We start from the raw sequence: 18,761 nt of genomic DNA on the forward strand, positions 1-18,761 counted from the left end.
AATCCCTTGCGCTACCTTTTTACCTGAGGCACGTCCTCGCGCCGGCGATGAACCTGGCTGCGCCGTCGCAGCATCCCGCCTCAGTGCCTGCTATGCTGCCGGAAGCGTCAAAAGGCGCTGGATCAAAGTCCAGGGAAGAAGCGTTCTCCATCTTCATGACCGCCAGCATCACGACAACCGACGGCCAGGAGACGACGGCCAAGTCGGGCTTTTGGGCACTGACGCTCGGAAGCATCGGCGTCGTCTTCGGCGATATCGGCACCTCGCCGCTCTACGCATTCCACGAGGCGGTCAGGGGCGCGGCCCATGGCGAGTCGGTCTCGCGGGCCATCGTGCTCGGGGTGCTCTCGCTGATCCTGTGGGCGCTCTTGATCGTCGTTACCGCCAAATATGTGCTGCTGCTGCTGCGCGCCGACAACAACGGAGAGGGCGGCACGCTGTCGCTGATGGCGCTCGGCCAGCGTGCGCTCGGGCGTCGAAGCTGGTTCCTGCTCGCGCTCGGAGTCGTCGGCGCCTCCATGTTTATCGGCGATTCCATGATCACGCCGGCGATCTCGGTGCTGTCGGCGGTGGATGGCCTGAAGATCAAGGCACCGGGACTCGAACCCTATGTCGTGCCGCTCACCGTCTTCATCCTGGCGGTGTTGTTTGCGGTCCAGAGCAAGGGCACGGCGCTCGTTGCGTCCGCCTTCGGGCCGGTGATGGTGATCTGGTTTTCGTGCATCGCGGCGATGGGGCTGGTCCACATCAGCGACGATCCGTCGGTGCTGTCGGCGATCAATCCCTATTACGCTATCCAGTTCCTGCTCTCGCATGGGGAGATCGGGCTGGTGACATTGGGGGCGGTCTTCCTGGCGGTGACCGGCGGGGAGGCGCTGTACGCCGATCTCGGCCATTTCGGTCGCAGGCCGATCCAGTTGGCCTGGCTGTTCTTCGTGCTGCCCTCGCTCCTGATCAACTATTTCGGCCAGGGCGCGCTGGTGCTGTCCGATCCGGCAGCGCTTGAACACTCCTTCTATCGGATGGTGCCGGAGGAGTTGATCGTGCCTCTGGTCCTGCTTGCGACTGCGGCGACCGTGATTGCAAGCCAGGCCGTGATCACGGGCGCTTATTCGCTGGTGCGCCAGGCCGTGCAGCTTGGTCTGCTGCCGCGCTTCGAGGTTCGGTATACTTCGGAGACCCACGCCGGCCAGATCTATCTGCCGCGCGTCAACCGCCTGCTCCTGATCGGCGTGATGCTCTTGGTGCTGCTGTTCCGGACCCCCAGCGGTCTTGCCTCAGCTTATGGCATCGCGGTGTCCACCACCATGGTGGCCGACGGGATCATGGGCTTCATCGTGATCTGGAAGCTCTGGAACTGGCGCGCGGCGACCGCTGCGGCGGTGATCCTGCCCTTCGTCGTAGTCGACATGACGTTCTTCAGCGCCAATCTGCTCAAGCTGCTCGAGGGCGCCTGGGTGCCGCTGCTGTTCGGGGTCGTCATGGCGGCGACAATCTGGACGTGGCGGCGGGGCACGGGCATCCTGACCTTGAAGACACGGCGCATCGAGGTTCCTCTCGATGATCTCATCAAGAGCCTGGAGAAGCGACCGCCGCATATCGTCAAGGGCACGGCGGTGTTCCTCACCAGCGATCCCGCCTTCGTGCCGACCGCGCTGCTGCACAATCTCAAGCACAACAAGGTGCTTCACGAGCACAACGTGATCCTGACCATCGAGACCGCGCACACGCCGCGGGTCGATCTTTCGGAGCGTTTCCGCATGGAGAAGATCAGCGACAAGTTTTCCAAAGTACGCCTGCGCTTCGGCTTCATGGAACAGCCCAACGTGCCCAAGGCGCTCGCGATCGCGCGCAAGCAAGGCTGGCAGTTCGACATCATGTCGACGTCGTTCTTCGTGTCTCGCCGCTCGCTGAAGCCGTCGGCGCAGTCAGGCATGCCGCTCTGGCAGGATCACCTGTTCATCGCGCTGAGCCGGTCCGCCAACGACGCCACCGACTATTTCCAGATTCCGACCGGACGGGTGGTTGAAGTCGGCACCCAGGTCACTATCTGACGGAAATTGGCGGGACTTATGCGATTTTTGCATGGCAAAGGCCCAAAATCGCACTAGGCTATGCCGGTAGCGCAGGACTATAAGCCCGCGCGCTCTGCCGCCATTGCGCAGTAAAGCATCCTTAGAGGCCAACAGTCTCTCCCATGACGAGTGAAGTCGCAGTTCCCGCCCCGGAAACGGTGGCGGCCAATGGGCATGCGGATGCCCACACTACCGCCGGTTTCGGCGCGCTGACCCTTGGCAGCATCGGCGTTGTCTATGGCGATATCGGCACCAGCCCACTGTACGCGTTCCGCGAGGCGGTGACGGCGGCGTCGGGGGCGGAAGGCGCACCCACGACGGCTGCTGTGCTCGGCGTGGTTTCGCTGATCCTGTGGGCGCTGGTCGTCGTGGTCACGCTGAAATACGTCGTGATCCTGCTCCGCGCCGACAACAACGGTGAGGGCGGCACGCTCGCCTTGATGGCGCTGGCCCAGCGTGCGGTCGGCCCGGGCGGGGCGACCATCGTCCTGCTCGGCATCATTTCCGGCGCCCTGTTTTACGGCGATGCCGTGATCACGCCGGCGGTCTCAGTGCTGTCAGCCATCGAAGGCATGAAGGACGTCACGCTGACGTTCGAGCCTTACATCGTTCCGCTGACCGTGCTGATCCTGGTCTGCCTGTTCGCCGTGCAATCGCGCGGCACGGCCCGCGTCGCGGCGTTCTTCGGTCCGGTGATGTGCGTCTGGTTCGCGGTGATCGCAGTGGCGGCGATCGGTCCGGTCGTCCGGCAGCCGCAGGTGCTGTTCGCGTTGAACCCGCTCTACGCGGTGTCCTTCATGCTCCACCACGGCATCATCGGCTTCGTCACGCTGGGCGCGGTGTTCCTGGCGGTCACCGGCGCCGAGGCGCTCTATGCCGATCTCGGCCATTTCGGTAAGCGGCCGATCCAGACCGCCTGGCTGTTCATCGTGCTGCCGTCGCTGGCGCTGAATTATCTGGGGCAGGGAGCTCTGGTCCTGGATGACCCCGGGGCGATCGTGAGCCCGTTCTTCCAGTTGTTTCCGCAAGGTTGGCTCCGCGGCAGCATGGTCGTGCTTGCCACCCTGGCGACCGTCATCGCCAGCCAGGCCGTCATCACCGGCGCCTATTCCCTGACGCGCCAGGCGATCCAGCTCGGGCTGCTGCCGCGCTTTGAAATTCGACATACGTCTGAGGCCCATTCCGGCCAGATCTTCATCCCGCGCATCAACCAGCTGCTGCTGGTCGCCGTGATCCTGATGGTGCTCCTGTTCCGTTCTTCAAGCGCGCTGGCGTCGGCCTACGGCATCGCCGTAACCGGCACCATGGTGGTCACGGCGATGATGGGCTTTGTCGTGATCTGGAAGGTCTGGCGGTGGTCGCCGCTCGCCGCCGGGGCGCTCATCGCACCCTTCCTGTTCCTCGACCTGACCTTCCTGGCCGCGAACCTGCTCAAGGTGTTCGAGGGTGGCTGGGTGCCGCTCGCGCTCGGCTCGCTGATGATCATCCTGATGTACACGTGGCGACGCGGCAGCCGGCTCCTGTTCGAGAAGTCGCGCAAGCTCGAGTTCCCGCTCGCCGACCTCGTGGCGATGTTGGAGAAGCGGCCGCCGCAGCGGGTGCCCGGAACGGCGGTGTTCCTTACCTCCGACCCGCTGAGCGCCCCAACCGCGCTGATGCATAGTCTGAAGCACTACAAGGTGCTGCATGAGAAGAATGTTATTCTCACCATCGAGACCGCGCCGACCCCGCGCATCGATCCGTCGGAGCGCGTCAAGCTGGAGCAGGTCAGCCCGACCTTCTCCAAGGTGACGCTGAAGTTCGGCTTCATGGAATCGCCCAACGTGCCGAAGGCGCTGGCGATCGCCCGCAAGCTCGGCTGGCAGTTCGACATCATGTCGACCTCGTTCTTCCTGTCGCGCAGGGCGCTGAAGCCCGCCGCCCATTCCGGCATGCCGCGCTGGCAGGACCGCCTGTTCATCTCGCTCAGCCGCTCGGCGAACGATGCCACCGACTACTTCCAGATCCCGAGCGGGCGGGTGGTCGAGGTCGGAACGCAGGTGACGATCTAGCCGGGCGATCTAAAGCTCCGCTTCAATGCCCTGCGATTTAGCTTTAAGTTGCGGGGCATCGCTCAAGCCTTTGTAGCGCTTGATTTTGTGCAGCCGAGAGGCGACGTTGCCGCCGGCCGGGGCAGCCCGGCCTACCGCGCGGCCATTCTGGAGGATGAAGTGGCAAACCAGGTGCAAGATCTGACCCCGGACGAGGTCGCCAAGGGTGTGACGGAAGGGCGTTATCTGCTGGTCGATGTCCGCGAACCCAATGAAGTTGCCGCGGAGGCCTACCCCTACGGCGTCGTCGTGCCGCTCTCGACCTTCGATCCCAAGGCGATTCCCAATCCCCAGGGCAAGGAAGTCGTGTTCGCCTGCCGCTCCGGCAAGCGCTCGGTGACGGCTTCGCTCGCAGCGCAGGCGGCGGGACTTGCCTACGACAAGCATCTCGCGGGCGGCATGTTGGGGTGGAAGGCGGCGGGTCTTCCCAGCAAGGTCGGTGGCTGATCCGGCCGATGTCCAAGAGCTCCGCCCTGAACAAGGTCTTCGCGGACCTGCCCGTCACCATATTCGAGGCGATGTCGCAGGCCGCGCGCGACAACGCCGCCATCAATCTCGGCCAGGGCTTTCCTGACGATCCCGGTCCCGAGGACATCCGCCGCGCCGCGGCCGATGCCTCGGTGAACGGCTACAATCAGTACCCGTCGATGATGGGCATCCCCGAGCTGCGCCAGGCGATCGCGACGCATTACGGGCACTGGCACGGCTTGAAGCTCGATCCGATGAGTGAGGTGATGGTGACCTCCGGCGGCACCGAGGCTCTGACCTCGGCGATCCTCGCGGTGGTGCAGCCCGGCGACGAGGTCGTCTGCTTCCAGCCTGTCTATGATTCCTACCTGCCGATCATCCGCCAGGCCGGCGGCATTCCGCGCCTGGTGCGGCTCCAGCCGCCGCATTGGCGGTTGGACGAGGACATGCTCAAAAACGTGTTCAATTCAAAGACCAAGGCGGTCCTGTTCAACAACCCCTTGAATCCATCCGCCGTGGTGTATCCGCGCGAGGATCTCGAACTGCTGGCGCGCTACTGCCAGAAGTTCGACGTGATCGCGATCTGCGACGAGGTCTGGGAGCACGTCACCTTCGACCAGCACAAGCATATCCCGCTGATTACCATCCCCGGCATGCGCGAGCGCACCATCAAGGTCGGCTCGGCCGGCAAGATCTTCTCGCTGACGGGCTGGAAGGTCGGCTTCGTCTGCGCCGCGCCGCCCTTGCTGCGGGTCGCGGCCAAGGTGCACCAGTTCCTGACCTTCACCACCGCGCCCAATCTCCAGGCTGCGGTCGCCTACGGCCTCGGAAAGCCGGACGAGTATTTCGTCTCGATGCGCAAGGATCTGGCGCGGAGCCGGGATCGTCTGACCAAGGGCCTGGAAAGCCTCGGCTTCCCGGTGCTGAAGTCGCAAGGCACCTACTTCCTCACCGTCGACCTGTCGCCGCTCGGGCTCAATGAGAGCGACACCGATTTCTGCTGGCGCATCGTCAAAGATTACAAGGTCGCGGCGATCCCCGTGTCGGCCTTCTACGAGCAGGACCCGGTTACCTCGGTGGTCCGCTTCTGCTTCGCCAAGAAGGACCAGACGCTCGACACCGCACTGGAGCGGTTGTCCGACGCCGTGCGTGGACGAAAGAGGTAGATCTGAGATGACGAACGTCAGCCGCTCTGGCTTTTGCCTCGGTCTTGCAATCGCCGCAGCGCTGACCCTCCTTTCCGCTCCCGCAGGGGCCGAGGAGCGCGTGGTCAACTTCTACAACTGGTCCAACTACATGGCGCCGGACGTCCTTGAGGCCTTCACCAAGGAGACCGGCATCAAGGTGGTCTACGACACCTTCGACGCCAACGAGACGCTGGAGACACGCCTGATGGCCGGCAAGTCCGGCTACGACGTCGTGGTGCCCACCGCCTATTTCCTGCAGCGCCAGATCAAGGCGAACATCTTCCAGAAGCTCGATAAATCGAAATTGCCGAACCTCGCCAACGCCTGGCCCGTGGTGACGCAGCGCCTCGCGATCTACGATCCCGGCAACGTCTTTGCCGCCAACTACATGTGGGGCACGACCGGCATCGGCTACAACGTGAAGAAGGTGAGGGAGATCCTCGGGGCAGATGCGAAGATCGATAGTTGGGACATCGTCTTCAAGCCGGAGAACCTCGCCAAGTTTAGAGATTGCGGCGTGCACATGCTGGATTCCGCCGACGACATTTTTCCCGCAGCGCTGAACTATCTGGGGCTCGATCCGAACTCGACCAAGCAGGCCGACTTGGAGAAGGCGGCCGATGCGGTGATGAAGGTGCGCCCGTCCGTGCGCAAGTTCCACTCCTCCGAATATCTCAGCGCGCTGGCAACCGGCGAGATCTGCTTCGTAGTCGGCTGGTCCGGCGACATCATGCAGGCCCGCGCCCGCGCGGCCGAGGCCAAGAGCGGCATCGAGATCGGCTACGCTATACCGAAAGAGGGCGCGCAGATGTTCTTCGACAATCTCGCGATCCCTGCGGATGCGAAGAACGTCCCGGAGGCCTACGAGCTCATCAACTATCTCTACCGCCCGGATGTCGCGGCCAAGAACTCCGACTTCCTGTCCTACGCCAACGGCAACCTCGCCAGCCAGAAACTGGTCGATCCGAAGATCCTGAACGACAAGAACATCTACCCGGACGAGGCGACGCTCTCAAAGCTGTTCGTCATCACCGCCCGCGATCCGGCGACCCAGCGCATCATCAACCGGCTCTGGACCAAGGTGAAGACGGGGAGATGAGGGGGGCGCACCGGTCATTGCTTCGCCGCTTCGCTCCTCGCAACGACGGAGCAGCTACCGCCACCGCCGATGCAGCCACAGCCACTGCTCCGGATATTCGCGGACCCAGCCTTCGACCACGTTGGTGATCGCCTGCGTCGTGCCCTGGACGTCGATCTTGCCGTCGGCGTCGCGCACCGGTGGGATCTCCTCGGTCAGCTCGGCGCGGAAGCGATAGCCGGGCAGGCGGATGATGCGCACCCCGTGGATCGGGCATTCGACCTGGCGGAGCAGCCGCGCCAGCATCGGATTGGCGCGGGTCTTGCGGCCGAAGAAGGTGACCTCGACGCCGCCGGTCAGATATTGATCGACCAGCATCGCAACGTGTTGGCCGTTCCTGAGCGCTTCGCCGAGCCGGAACGGCGCGTCGCGCCCCGCTGGGATCAGCGTACCCATGTTGACCTGGCGCATCTCCTGGATGATCCGGTCGGCGGAAGCGATGTTCGGGCGGCGATAGAGGATCGCCGCGTCGAGGCCGTGCGCGACGGCCGCGAGGGCCGGCAATTCCCAGTTGGCGAGGTGCGAAGCGAAGATCAGCGCTGGCTTGCCGTCGTCCCTGATGTGGTCGAACAGCTCGATGCTGCGCGGCGAGAGTTCGATCCGGCTCTTTTCCGGATGATCGCGATCATAGTCCCAGATGTGATCGATATGGGCGAACTCGGCGCCGACGCGGCCGAGATTGTCCCAGACGCCCATCAGGATCTTTTCGATCTGCTCGGGAGATTTTTCCGGAAAGGCGGCCGCCAGATTGGCGCGGCCGATCCTGTGCTCGCGCAGGCGAGGGCCGATCAGTTGGGTGACGCGCGCGAAGAAGTTGGAGGTCTTCAGCGGATCGAAATAGCGCGTGGTGCGCAGCATGCCGACGGTAGCCGCGCCGATCAGGCTCGCGCCGAGCGACTTGGCGGCCTCCCGCGCGCGGGCCTTCATGCTCGCCGTAGCCTGCGACATGTGCGTCCGGTCAGGCCGGTTCGCGGGTCAGGATCAGGGACGCGTTCTGGCCGCCGAAGCCGAACGAGTTCGACATCACGGCGGTGACGCGGGCATCGCGCGCGGTGTTGCCGACGACGTCGAACAGGATCGTGGGATCCGGGTTGTCGTAGTTGATGGTCGGCGGGATCCGCTGATGCTCGAGCGTGAGCAGCGAGAAGATCGCCTCCACGGCGCCGGCGGCCGAGATGGTGTGGCCGACCATCGACTTATTGGAGGTGACCGGAATCTTCTGCGCGAGTTCGCCGAACACGGCCGATGTCGTATTATACTCCATCTTGTCGTTTTCGGGCGTCGCGGTGCCGTGCGCGTTGATGTGGTCGATCTGGTCCGGCTCCATGCCGGCATCGGCCAGCGTCTTCTTCATGCAGCCGATGATCGGCTTGCCGTCGGGGGAGGACCGGGTGCGGTGGAAGGAATCGGTGAGCTCGCCGCAGCCGGCGAGCACGCCGAGGATTTTTGCGCCGCGCGCGGTCGCCGCCTCATAGCTTTCCAGCACCAGCGCGCCGGCGCCTTCAGCCATGACGAAGCCGTCGCGATTCTTCGAGAACGGCCGTGAGGCGGCCTGCGGTGGTTCGTTCTGGGTCGAGAGGGCGGAGAGCAGCGAGAAGCGAACCAGCGCTTCAGGATTCACGGTGCCGTCGGTCGCGACGCACAGCGCCGCATCGGTCTCGCCGCGGCGGATCGCCTCGACGCCGAGCTGGATCGAAGTCGCCCCCGAGGCGCAGGCCGTCGACAGCGAGATCGGCGAGCCCTTGGTGCCGAAGGTCTCGGCGAGATGGGCCGCGACCGAGCCGAACATGAAGCGGTGATGATAGGCCGTGTACTTGCCGCCGCCGGAGATGCGCAGGAGATCATCGTAGGTGAAGTCGGGCTGGCCGACGGCGCGGCCGAGCTCACGGCGCTGCGGCCATTCCACCTCGACCGGCGCGACCGCGAGGAAGAGGGGGCCCGGGAAATCACCTTTGGCGCCGATGCCGGCCTGATCCAGCGCTTCCTCCGTGACCATCTCGGCCATCCGCTCGGAGAGGCCGGTGGAGGAGAACGGATCGACGCTGACGAAATCGACCGTGCCGGCCATCGTCGTCTTCAGCCCGTCGGTCGGAAAGCGCGTGATGGTGCGGATGCCGGATTGCCCGGCGACGAGTTTCGACCAGTTGTCGGCCTTGCCGACGCCGAGCGAGGTCATGATGCCCATGCCAGTGACGACGACGACAGGCCGTCCGAATTTGTCGCGTGGTGCAGTCATGTTTCCCCCGCTCGTCTCAATCGTGCCAAACAGCCAGCCGAATGCGCAGCTCAACTCACCGCTTCCACCAGCGCCATGCCTTCGCCACGCCAGTGTCCGGCTCCCACCACCACAATCTGGGCCGGAGCCCCCTGCATTTCAATCTCGAGGCCGGTCGAATCGTTCGGTGGGAACAGGGCCCCGCGCGAGAGCGACAGTGCGGCGAGCGCAATCCCGAGCGGGAACTGCGTCTCCATGGTGTGGCCGAACATGGTACCGGTGGCGCGAACCGGAAAATCCGAATGGCTCTGGAGGAAGGTGCGTTCCTCGGCGGTCGCCGGCTCCGCGCCGGTTGCACCCGTGATGATCGCGCCCTTGCCCTCGCGCCTGGGCAGCTTCGACCACAGCTTCTGGAGCGTCGCGGTCAACTCGCCCGGTTGCTTGCGCCTGGCGAGATCGGCTACCACGCTCGTCAGCTTCGCGAACGGCTTGGCGCCTCGCGCTTCCGCATGGGCCTTCGATTCCAGTACCAGGAACGCACCGGCCGAGCCGAGTGCGAAGCCGGCGTGGCCCTGGCGCGCCCAGACCGGGGCGAACTTGTCCTTCAGGTTGAAGTCGCCGAATTCGTAGAGGACCATCAGGTCCTTGCGCTCGCCATTGTGCGAGCCGCCGACCAGCGCAATGTCGCTCTCGCCCGAGGCGATCCGCGCCAGTGCGATACGCGTGGCATCTGCGCCCGCCACCTCTTCGCCCATGAAGGTGCGCGAGGTGCCCCCTAAGCCATGCACGATGGCGATGTTGCCGGCGAGCAGGTTGGAGAGCTGGGCCAGGAACAGCGTCGGCCGCAGATCACTCATCAGCCGCTCGTTGAGGAAGCCGGGCGCATTGGCACCTTTGGCCTCGGCCGTGAGCACGCCGGTATCGACGTTGAGATCGCGCTCGCCGCCGCCGGCCGCGACCACCATGTCGATCTTGGACAGAATGTCCTTGTTGCCCTTGATCCCGGCCGAATCGAGCGCCAGACCCGCCGCATAGGTGCCGATGCGCTGCCAGGCTTCCATCTGGCGCTGGTCACCCTTCTTCGGGATCTGGCTGTCGAAACTGACCGGCATCAGGGGATGCACGATGAAAGGGGCAAAACCCTTCTCGTCGACATTGATGCGCCGCTCGCCGAGCGCGGCCCAGTTGGCGTCCAGCCCTTCGCCGAGCGAAGTGGCGAGCCCAATACCGGTGATCCAGACTTCCGTCTGGCCGGGCTTCGAAGCAGGAGTGTCGGTCATGGCGAAACGGCCTGTTGCGGAAAGCCGACGCGCTTGGCGACCGCGTCCATGTATCCGCGCATATCCGCATTGGGGAAGGGGATCAGCGTGAAGGTGAGCGTCGAATTCGCACGCAGCTTGCCGCCGACCCTGATTTTGGCCTCGGTCATCGCATAGCCGGAGCCTTCATGGGCGACGCTCGCCTCGATACTGATGAGGTCGCCCGGGAAGACCGAGCCGCGCACCTTGGCTTCCTTCACGGCCGCGAGAATCGGCATGCGCTCGAACTTCAGGACGCCAAGCAGAAGCCAGCCCGAGGCCTGCGCCATCGATTCGATCAGGAGCACGCCGGGCATCAAGGGATAGCCGGGAAAGTGCCCCTCGAAGATGGTGCTCTCTTTCGGGACCTGGGCTTCGACGACGATCTTCTTTTCATCGACCTTGAGGTCGACGATGCGGTCGATCAGATGGAAGTATTCGAGTTGCATGGTCGCGCGATCAGGCGCTCGCGCCCTTGGCCGCCACCAGCTCGTCGATGCGCGCGCACAGGTTCTTCAGCACGAAATACTGCTCGGTGGTCGCCTTGCCGTCGTTGACCTCCTGGGTCCACTTCTCCAGCGGCAGCTTGATGCCGAACTGCTTGTCGATCGCGAACGCGATGTCCAGGAAATCGAGGCTGTCGATGCCCAGATCGTCGATGGCGTGGCTATCCGGCGTGATCGTGTCGCGCGGGATGTCGCAGGTTTCAGCGATGATCGTGGCGACCTGATCGAATGTAGAGGACATCACTAAGCCTTTGATATATTGCAGGTATTTGTCAGATGTTCCAGAGAGGCACGGTGGGCGGGCATCGCGCCCCGAGTGATGCCCTCAAACGCCCTCTGGCCGGGTCGAGTGCCCGTATATCGGAGGGCAGCCCTGAGTTCAATGGAGCCGGGCCGGGGTGAGGACAAGCCCGGGGACTGGCTCGGGATGCCGGTCGGAGCCCCGCCAACCGGGGCTGCTCGGGCCAGGCTGCCTAGATATGCGGCGTCGTGATCTTCACGCAGTCGCGCCGGCCCATCAGCACGCAGTCCTGGGTCCGCCTGAGGTCGGCAATGCTGACCGCGAGCCAGATCCCGATCGCGGTGAGCGCGATGGTGAAGGCGAGGGCTGCGATGTTGGCGAGCATGCGGTGGCGGAAGTCGTCCGGCTCGGTGCGGGGCTGTTCGTAACGCGAGAGGTCGAGCGGTTCCGGCGCGGGCTGGGCGTGCAACGGCTGTACCGTCCCGTTCCCCCGCCGGTTCATGCCCTGGAGCTCGCTGCGCGGCCTGAACTGGAGCACCCGGTGCTCGTCGTCCGAGGTTATGGGCCGCTGGGTTTTCATGCCAAGGATCGGTCGCGGATCAGCCTTCAAAGCAGCGAAATTTAGATAGCACACGGGCGCGAGGCGTTGCAGAAAATCTTCGCAAATACAGCGTGCATCCGCGCATCCGGAATTATCCTTCCCCGGTCCTTTCCAGTGTTTGGTGGAACCTGCCGTAGTCGATGCGCAGCCGTCCATCGTCCTGCGTATCGAGGATGTCGGCATAGCGATGGCCGAACCTGATTTCGAAATGCTCGCAGGATTTGCGGGCATGCACCGTTTGCGCTGCAACAACGTCGTAGCCCGACAGCACCACGATGAGCGCCACGATTGCGGCTTCCATGTCGTCCGCCGACAAACCATGCAACGGGCTCGTCTCGGTCCAGCGTGTGATAGAGCGTCCAGCTCAATGCCAGGCCGGGGATCTCGTTGCGGTCGAGGGCGAGTTCGTAAAAGCGCCGCAGCAGCTGGCCTTCCTTCGTCACCACGCTCTTGAACGCCCAGACCCGCGCATTGGCATTGGCGATGACGTTGTGCCGCTCATTGGCAAGGCGGACCATCAGGGTCGGCTTGCCCTCATGCAGCGAGATCACGGGATTTTCGGCGAACAACAGCCGTGCGCTCGGCCGCGAGAAGCGGGCGAAGATCAGCCCGGTCATCAGCGACATCGAGAAGATGCCGGTGAACAATTCGACCGTCGCAATGAGGTGGCCGTAATGGCTCTGCGGGTGCATGTCGCCATAGCCCGCGGTCGAGAGCGTCTCGATCGAGAAATAGAAATAGTCGATATAGGCGCTGCCGGGGACGTTCGAGATCGGCAGGTCGCCGATCCAGTAGAACAAGGCGAAGAACGCGTTGAAGGCGAGAAAGACCAGCGCGGCGCTCGCGATGAATACCGGCCAGGATGCCGTCATGCAGCGATGGCGTTGTCGGCCCAGAAATTCAGCGTCAACCCTTCGGCGATGATCTCCGCCGAGCCTGACGACCCGCGAAAGCATCCGCTCTCGATCTCTTCGCGCCGCATCGGCATTTGCCGTGCCGGCCGTCATGGCATAATCGTACGGACCTCAGGACGTTCTTTGCAACCTTTGTGGGATTTTCGATCATGACCAACACGCGCGAGCCCAGAGTGCATCCGGTGTCGATCCTGTCGCTGAGGCCGACGCAGATGACGGTCGGCATGCGCGAGGTCAAGGAGAAGCGCAGGCGCTGGCGAGAACAGGACCAGAAGAAGCAGGCGGACTCGCTGGGCAGGCACATGATCCCCGTGGTTCACGGGCCGGATCAGCGCTACTACGTCATCGACCATCATCATCTGGCCCGCGCGCTGCACGACGAGGGCGTCAAGGACGTCCTGGTCACCATCGTCGGCGACCTCAGGATGGTCGAGCGCGATGCCTTCTGGGGCGTGATGGACAACAAGCGCTGGGTCTACCCCTATGACGCGAAGGGGGGGCGGCGGCATTTCAAGGACCTGCCGAAATCGGTCGCCGATCTCAAGGACGATCCGTTCCGCAGCCTCGCCGGCGAGCTTCGCCGCATGGGCGGCTTCGCCAAGGACACCACGCCGTTTTCCGAATTCCTGTGGGCCGACTTTCTGCGTCGCAAGCTGTCGCGCAAGGCGGTCGATGCCAATTTCGACAAGGCACTGGAGAGGGCGCTGGCTGCCGCAAAGACCAAGGACGCAATCTATCTGCCAGGCTGGTGCGGACCGGCGTCGGAGGATTAGGCACGATCCGGAAAAGTGTGAAGCGGCTTTCCTAAAGCGCGATGATGATTCATCCCAATCTCTGCGTTTTAGGCGCAACGCTCACATCAGTCGCGCTGGAAGATCTTGGCGCCGGGGTAGACGCGCCGGGCATAAGTCACGACCAGCTCGCGATCCTGGGTTTCCAGGAAAGGAGTTCGGATCTGACATGACCCGACGATGAGATGCCACAGGCCATTGAACTTCTGAATGACGACGTTCATTTTGAGTATTCCCTACAGACTCTGCATTCCAGCAAGGGCTGCTTGTCGCGGCAGTCTTGCGATTCACGATCGTGATCGCGGGCGCGAAATTCCCGACACGGCTCGCGCCCATGGTAAAACGACGGTGACTATTGTTAGTCGCGCTGCTCAAGAGCGAAGTTCGCGCTGTGCATGCGTCGCTTTGGACTAGTCCGCGAGCATAAGAACCGCTCGCCCTCACTCAATTGTACGAGTCTATGCAGAGGGCATAAGAAGGGATGGGCGGGCTATACGAAGGTATGCCAGCCTCGTTGCGGCACGCGGCCGCACGAACCGGTCCTTCATCACAGTCTCTTGAGCGAAATCATTTTCCGGCCGCACGAAGAGGTCCTGAAACAAAGCGGCTCCATCCTTCGGGGCAGTCGAGCCCACAAAGGAGGGAGGAATGCGCCAACTGGTCTTCGCCGCCGCCTTGCTCGCGGTCGCCTCGGTAGGGTTTCACACTTTCATCTCGGCCTCGCTTGCCGCAGCTCGCGAGGCCAAGGCCGCAACGTTTTCCGAACGCTTTGCCCCGGCGCTCCAGTTGACGGCGAAGCATCAGTGATGCGGCCCGTCGCGGGGTGAACCGGAGCAGTTCACACTCCGGGCGGAGGAGATGGCGGCATCTTGGGAAACGTCGGCAGGCCCTCATGCATCAGGTGCCACGGCTGTGCCGACGATGTATAGAGATGCAGATCCGGCGTCAGGTCTGAATTGTGGTCGAGCGCGCCCAGCTTAATGGTCGCAAACGTTACTTTCGGTGACAGGCCCCATAGCGAAGTCCCGCAATCCGGACAGAAGCCGCGTCCGACGTCCTCGCCGCTACCGCCCTTGCTGGAGTAGAGTTTTGCATCGCCCTTCGTGACTTCGAGGGCGGTTATCGGCGCGAGCGCGACGTAGTTTGGGCCGCCCCCGGAAGCTTTTTGACAGTCGGTGCAGTGGCAGACCCCGACACCCATTAGCGGCGCCGTGATCCTGAATCGGATCGCGCCACAAGCGCATCCCCCCGTACGTTCCGTCATCGTCGTCTCATCTCCGTTTTTCAGATGTCCCCCGGTGGTTGCCGGGCGCCCCCGGCGGCGCGAGCGACCATAGGTGAGCCCTGCTGCCAGCCTTCTGTCAGCAGGGCTGATATGAGGCGGCCAAAGACCCGCGGGCTCGCAAGGCTCAGGCTGTCGGTGCTCGAGAGCGCCATGTCTCGATTGGAGATCAAGGCGCCGCATTGTGACAACCGTCAAGGGGAAGGCGGCTTCAGGATGCTGTTCCTTCGAACGGAGACATGGGAAGTAGGAACGGTGATTCAGTGAGTTCGTTGGCCAATCATTGCCCCGTTGAAGGCACGACCGTGACCACGCGATACTATTTCGACATCAGGGACGGATCGGACCTCCAAGCAGACGAGGTCGGTCTGGAGCTGCCTTGCCAGAGAGCGGCCGAGATGGAAGCTGCCCGCACGTTGGCGGGAATGGCGCAAGACCATGCAACGTTGGATCGGCAGCGTAACATGGTGATCGAGGTTCGGACGGGCGCCGGTTCGATCTTTACCGCAGCCTTCATCCTCGAGAGCAACGAGAACGATTAGGATTGTTCCGCATCATGCGGCTCGTTCTCGCCGCCGAGCACGCGGTGCAGCCAGTGCTCGGCGCGGTTGCCGACGATGAGGATCAGGAAGGCCAGCACAAACGCCGTGCCGACGATCAGCCACTCTCCGACGCCGCAGGCGATCCCGAGGCAGGCGGCGAGGAAGGTGCAGGCGGCGCTGGTCAGGCCTCGTACGCGAAACCGCCGGCTCTCGTGGACGATGACGCCGGCGCCGAGAAAGCCGATGCCGGTCAAAATGCCCTGGATGATGCGGCTTGCAGCGTCCGAGATCTTGCCAGGCTCGGCAAACTGGACCGCGAGCAGCACCACGGTCGCGGTCGACAGGCCGACGATGCCGAGCGTCTTCAGCCCGATCGGCTTGCCGTGCAGGTCGCGGTTCAAGCCGATTGCGCAGCCCGCCAGCGTGGCGGTACCGAGCCGCAGCACGATCTCGGGCCAGTCGAGCGAGGCGATCATTGCTTCGGCAGGCGCCCCATCAGGTAAAACTCGTCGTTCGGTCGCATGCCCGTGAAGTTCGCGAGCCGGTTCGACAGCGCAAAGAATGCCGAGATCGCGGCGATGTCCCAGATGTCGTCGTCGCTGAAACCGTGAGGCGCGAGCGCGGCGAAATCCTCCTCGGAAACCCGCTGCGCGTCGGCTGACACTTTCATTGCGAAATCGAGCATCGCTTTCTGCCGCGGCGTGATGTCGGCCTTGCGGTAGTTCACCGCGACCTGGTCGGCGATCTGCGGATTTTTGGCGCGGATGCGCAGGATCGCGCCGTGCGCGATCACGCAATACTGGCACTGGTTGGCGGCCGAGGTCGCCACCACGATCATCTCGCGCTCGGCCTTGGTGAGGCCGGAGTCCTTCTCCATCAGCGCGTCATGGTAGGCGAAGAAGGCGCGGAACTCGTCGGGCCGGTAGGCCAGGGTGAGGAACACGTTCGGCACGAAGCCGCTCTTCTCTTGCACGGCGAGGAGGCGGGTGCGGATGTCCTCGGGCAGCGTGGCGAGGGCGGGAGCGGGGAAGCGTTGCGCGGCGGTTTTTGTCATGTGCATGGATTCCGGCTTGGGGCCGGAAACCATAGTCGATGCGGGCGGTCTGCTCAATCTGTCAGGCCGAACTGGCCGCAACGAACGTGCGAGTTATGAGCGACGCTCCATCCGCCGTCATTGGGAAAGCAATCCAGAATCCCTCCGCGGAAACACTCTGGATAGCTTCGCGGCGCTCGCAATGACGGTGTGGAGAAAGCGTGGCCTTACCGCAGCGGCTTCTTGAGCAGCGAGAAGCGGTCGGGATCGAGCCCCATCGATGGCTGGAGCATCGGAGCGTCGAGGCTGGAGAGCATTTTCGCAGGCGGCGCCGAGAACACCGGATCGTTCGGCACGTCGCGCTGCGAGGTGGCGCCGCGCCAGCGCTCGAGCACGGCGCCGACGAAATGCATGTCGTGACCGGCGGTGACCGAGGGAACGCTGCTGATGGTCGCTTCGCCGCGCGGCAATTGATGCGGCGGCACCTCCTTGAAGCGCAGTCGCGTCGGCAGCGCCACGCCTTCGCCGAACGCCAGCACCTCGCGGGTGCCGAGCGAGGGCACGAAAGAGAGCAGGTTGGCGGCGGCGTCCGACACCGCGGCGCGCAAGAGCGCCTGGTCGCGATCGTTGGCCAGGCGCATCGTGAACAGCGTGTTGCACTGGGAGATGATGGTGGCGTCGAGCTCGGCCGGACGCTGGGTGATGAGGCCGAGATAGACGCCGTATTTGCGGCCTTCCTTGGCGATGCGCGACACCGCCTTGCGGGTCGGCCCGAAACCGATGTTGCGGTCGGCGGATGCATAGCGGTGCGCCTCCTCGCAGACGAACAGCAGCGGCGAGACGCCGTCGCTCCACAGGCCGAAATCGAAGGCCATCCGGCAGAGCACCGAGACGACGGAATCGATGACCTCGGCCGGGAAACCGGCGAGCTGCATGACCGTCATCGGCTTGCCGTTGGCGGGCAGGCGGAACAGATGACTGATTACCTCCGCCATGGTGTCCCCGCCCACATTCGCATTGTCGAACATGAAGGCGTAGCGTGGATCGTTGCGCACTGCCTCGATACGCGAGATCAGCTTGTGATAAACGATACGCGAGGAGCGGTTTTCCAGCTTGCCCATGCGCTCGTCGATCAGCGAGATCAGATCGACCAGGCGGTACGGCACCGGCGTGTCGACGGTGAAGCCGACCTGCTTGGGATCGATACGCTTGAGGCCGATGCGGTCGGCGTTCTGATACTGCGTGTACACGCCCTTGGCGATCGGGATGACTTCCGCGAGGATGTCGAGCTCTTCGGGTACGCCAGGCCGGCCGCCGAACAGCACGTCGACGATTTCCTCGAAATTGAACAGCCAGAACGGCAGCTTCAGGTTTCGCGGGTTGAGCACCAGCGCGTGGTCGCCGAAGCAGCGGCCATATTCGTTGTGGACGTCGAGCAGGAAGATGCGCAGGTTCGGGCGCGCCTTGAGGATCTCGTTGAGCAGCAGCGACACGCCGGTCGATTTGCCGACGCCGGTCGAGCCGAGCACCGCAAAATGCTTGGAGAGCATTTCCTCGACGTCGACATAGGCGACGACGGAACGGTCCTGTTGCAGGAAGCCGACGTTGATCTGGTCCGATCCCGTCGGCGCGTAGATCGTGCGCAGCTCCTGGCTGGTGATCAGGTCGACTGCATCGCCGATGGTCGGATAGTTGGTGACGCCGCGCTGGAATTTCGCCTTGTCGCTGGCGTTGAGGATCTCGCCGAGCAGGTCGACGGAGGCAATGGCGATATAGGTATCGGAATGCCCCAGGTTCTCGCAGGAGACCTCTGTGATCATGGCGACGATGATCGAGCTGGCGCAGCGGATGCTGACGAAGCGCCCGACGGTGGCGCGCACTTCCGAAATCGGCATCCGGCCTTCCGCCAAAAGCCCGACCCGGGCGAGCGATCCGCGTACCGAAATCACGCGTCCAAAGGATGTCACGATGATGAACCTGGCAACGACAAGGATTTGTTCGCAACTATGCGCAGCCGTCACTGCACAAACGGTTAAATGCGAGGCGCCGTCGCTTTGTTAAATCTGCGACAATTCGGCCGGGAGATTTGTTCCCAGTTGGAACTTGTTGCGGAAATCGGCCGGGAATACGCTGTTTCCGTGCAACGGGCATCAGACGTCTTTACCCAGTCTTTACCATGCCGGCAGCCGGTCCCTGAAACGCGCGGAGCTAGTTTGCCACTTGCGGAGATGCCTGCGCTCAGGGCGAAACCCTAAGAGCGAGTTGAAGAGTTTGTTGACTAGACCTAATCATTTGTACATTGGTACAAATGATTAGGAACCGTCAACTCATGCGCTTGCGGCGCTCGCGTCCGCGCTCGGTGCCGGATATTGCGATCCCG

20 protein-coding genes and 1 pseudogene are annotated in these 18,761 nt (G+C 63.5%); 8 read left to right on the forward strand and 13 right to left on the reverse strand.

Features of this window, described 5'->3' with window-relative positions:
- Positions 1–155 precede the first annotated feature (155 nt).
- The 5 genes from QA640_RS19585 to QA640_RS19605 all read left to right on the forward strand — a co-directional run bounded on the left by QA640_RS19585 (position 156) and on the right by QA640_RS19605 (position 6,919).
- The gene (locus QA640_RS19585) at positions 156–2,054 is read left to right on the forward strand and encodes a potassium transporter Kup (RefSeq protein ID WP_283042221.1); all 1,899 of its coding nucleotides are present in this window, start codon (positions 156–158) and stop codon (positions 2,052–2,054) included.
- A gap of 143 nt (positions 2,055–2,197) precedes the next feature.
- Entirely contained in the window at positions 2,198–4,126 is a 1,929-nt protein-coding gene (locus QA640_RS19590) for a potassium transporter Kup (RefSeq protein WP_283042222.1), read from the forward strand.
- 159 nt (positions 4,127–4,285) lie between these two features.
- Positions 4,286–4,612, forward strand: a complete 327-nt coding sequence (locus QA640_RS19595) for a rhodanese-like domain-containing protein (protein WP_283042223.1) — start codon at positions 4,286–4,288, stop codon at positions 4,610–4,612.
- Between the two features lie 8 nt (positions 4,613–4,620).
- Entirely contained in the window at positions 4,621–5,799 is a 1,179-nt protein-coding gene (locus QA640_RS19600) for an aminotransferase (protein ID WP_283042224.1), read from the forward strand.
- Between the two features lie 7 nt (positions 5,800–5,806).
- Positions 5,807–6,919: a polyamine ABC transporter substrate-binding protein gene (locus QA640_RS19605; RefSeq protein WP_283042225.1), complete on the forward strand. Its 1,113-nt coding sequence runs from the start codon at positions 5,807–5,809 to the stop codon at positions 6,917–6,919.
- 54 nt (positions 6,920–6,973) lie between these two features.
- Here the strand turns inward: QA640_RS19605 and QA640_RS19610 are convergent, their stop codons facing one another.
- From QA640_RS19610 to QA640_RS19645, 8 genes and pseudogenes are all read right to left on the reverse strand, one after another.
- Positions 6,974–7,906, reverse strand: a complete 933-nt coding sequence (locus tag QA640_RS19610) for a lipid A biosynthesis lauroyl acyltransferase (protein ID WP_283042226.1) — start codon at positions 7,904–7,906, stop codon at positions 6,974–6,976.
- Positions 7,907–7,916: 10 nt separating this feature from the next.
- On the reverse strand, positions 7,917–9,194 hold the full coding sequence (locus QA640_RS19615) for a beta-ketoacyl-ACP synthase (protein ID WP_283042227.1): 1,278 nt from the start codon (positions 9,192–9,194) through the stop codon (positions 7,917–7,919).
- A gap of 50 nt (positions 9,195–9,244) precedes the next feature.
- Positions 9,245–10,453: a beta-ketoacyl-ACP synthase gene (locus tag QA640_RS19620; protein ID WP_283042228.1), complete on the reverse strand. Its 1,209-nt coding sequence runs from the start codon at positions 10,451–10,453 to the stop codon at positions 9,245–9,247.
- On the reverse strand, positions 10,450–10,920 hold the full coding sequence (locus QA640_RS19625; RefSeq protein WP_283042230.1) for a 3-hydroxyacyl-ACP dehydratase FabZ family protein: 471 nt from the start codon (positions 10,918–10,920) through the stop codon (positions 10,450–10,452). The genes QA640_RS19620 and QA640_RS19625 overlap by 4 nt, the downstream gene beginning before the upstream one ends.
- Before the next feature lie 10 nt (positions 10,921–10,930).
- The gene (locus tag QA640_RS19630; RefSeq protein WP_007592476.1) at positions 10,931–11,218 is read right to left on the reverse strand and encodes an acyl carrier protein; all 288 of its coding nucleotides are present in this window, start codon (positions 11,216–11,218) and stop codon (positions 10,931–10,933) included.
- 232 nt (positions 11,219–11,450) lie between these two features.
- Complete coding sequence (locus tag QA640_RS19635) at positions 11,451–11,798, reverse strand: hypothetical protein (RefSeq protein WP_283042232.1); 348 nt, start codon at positions 11,796–11,798, stop codon at positions 11,451–11,453.
- A 112-nt stretch (positions 11,799–11,910) separates the two neighbouring features.
- Positions 11,911–12,120 (reverse strand): hypothetical protein, encoded by a 210-nt coding sequence (locus QA640_RS19640; protein WP_283042837.1) that lies wholly within the window; start codon positions 12,118–12,120, stop codon positions 11,911–11,913.
- A gap of 82 nt (positions 12,121–12,202) precedes the next feature.
- Positions 12,203–12,826: pseudogene (locus QA640_RS19645) on the reverse strand (ion channel); the annotation flags it as partial.
- A gap of 56 nt (positions 12,827–12,882) precedes the next feature.
- Here QA640_RS19645 and QA640_RS19650 point away from each other — a divergent pair.
- Entirely contained in the window at positions 12,883–13,506 is a 624-nt protein-coding gene (locus tag QA640_RS19650) for a ParB-like protein (protein ID WP_283042233.1), read from the forward strand.
- 86 nt (positions 13,507–13,592) lie between these two features.
- On the opposite strand, the gene QA640_RS19655 is transcribed toward QA640_RS19650, so the two are convergent.
- Positions 13,593–13,748: a hypothetical protein gene (locus QA640_RS19655; RefSeq protein ID WP_283042234.1), complete on the reverse strand. Its 156-nt coding sequence runs from the start codon at positions 13,746–13,748 to the stop codon at positions 13,593–13,595.
- Positions 13,749–14,172: 424 nt separating this feature from the next.
- Here QA640_RS19655 and QA640_RS19660 point away from each other — a divergent pair, with 424 nt between their 5' ends.
- Positions 14,173–14,331, forward strand: coding sequence for a hypothetical protein (locus QA640_RS19660; RefSeq protein WP_283042235.1), 159 nt, complete (start codon positions 14,173–14,175; stop codon positions 14,329–14,331).
- A 31-nt stretch (positions 14,332–14,362) separates the two neighbouring features.
- Here QA640_RS19660 and QA640_RS19665 read toward each other — a convergent pair whose 3' ends face one another.
- Complete coding sequence (locus tag QA640_RS19665) at positions 14,363–14,788, reverse strand: GFA family protein (RefSeq protein WP_283042236.1); 426 nt, start codon at positions 14,786–14,788, stop codon at positions 14,363–14,365.
- A 323-nt stretch (positions 14,789–15,111) separates the two neighbouring features.
- On the opposite strand from QA640_RS19665, the gene QA640_RS19670 reads away from it, so the two are divergent.
- Positions 15,112–15,348, forward strand: coding sequence for a hypothetical protein (locus QA640_RS19670; protein ID WP_283042237.1), 237 nt, complete (start codon positions 15,112–15,114; stop codon positions 15,346–15,348).
- Here the strand turns inward: QA640_RS19670 and QA640_RS19675 are convergent.
- From QA640_RS19675 to QA640_RS19685, 3 genes are all read right to left on the reverse strand, one after another.
- Positions 15,345–15,821: an MgtC/SapB family protein gene (locus QA640_RS19675; RefSeq protein ID WP_283042838.1), complete on the reverse strand. Its 477-nt coding sequence runs from the start codon at positions 15,819–15,821 to the stop codon at positions 15,345–15,347. The genes QA640_RS19670 and QA640_RS19675 overlap by 4 nt on opposite strands.
- Positions 15,821–16,402 carry a peroxidase-related enzyme gene (locus QA640_RS19680; RefSeq protein ID WP_283042238.1) on the reverse strand — a complete coding sequence of 194 codons (582 nt, stop codon included), beginning with the start codon at positions 16,400–16,402 and terminating at the stop codon, positions 15,821–15,823. The genes QA640_RS19675 and QA640_RS19680 overlap by 1 nt, the downstream gene beginning before the upstream one ends.
- A 206-nt stretch (positions 16,403–16,608) precedes the next feature.
- On the reverse strand, positions 16,609–18,348 hold the full coding sequence (locus QA640_RS19685) for a DUF87 domain-containing protein (protein ID WP_283042239.1): 1,740 nt from the start codon (positions 18,346–18,348) through the stop codon (positions 16,609–16,611).
- Between the last annotated feature and the right edge of the window lie 413 nt (positions 18,349–18,761).

The sequence above is a fragment of the Bradyrhizobium sp. CB82 genome, from assembly GCF_029714405.1.
Lineage (GTDB): Bacteria > Pseudomonadota > Alphaproteobacteria > Rhizobiales > Xanthobacteraceae > Bradyrhizobium.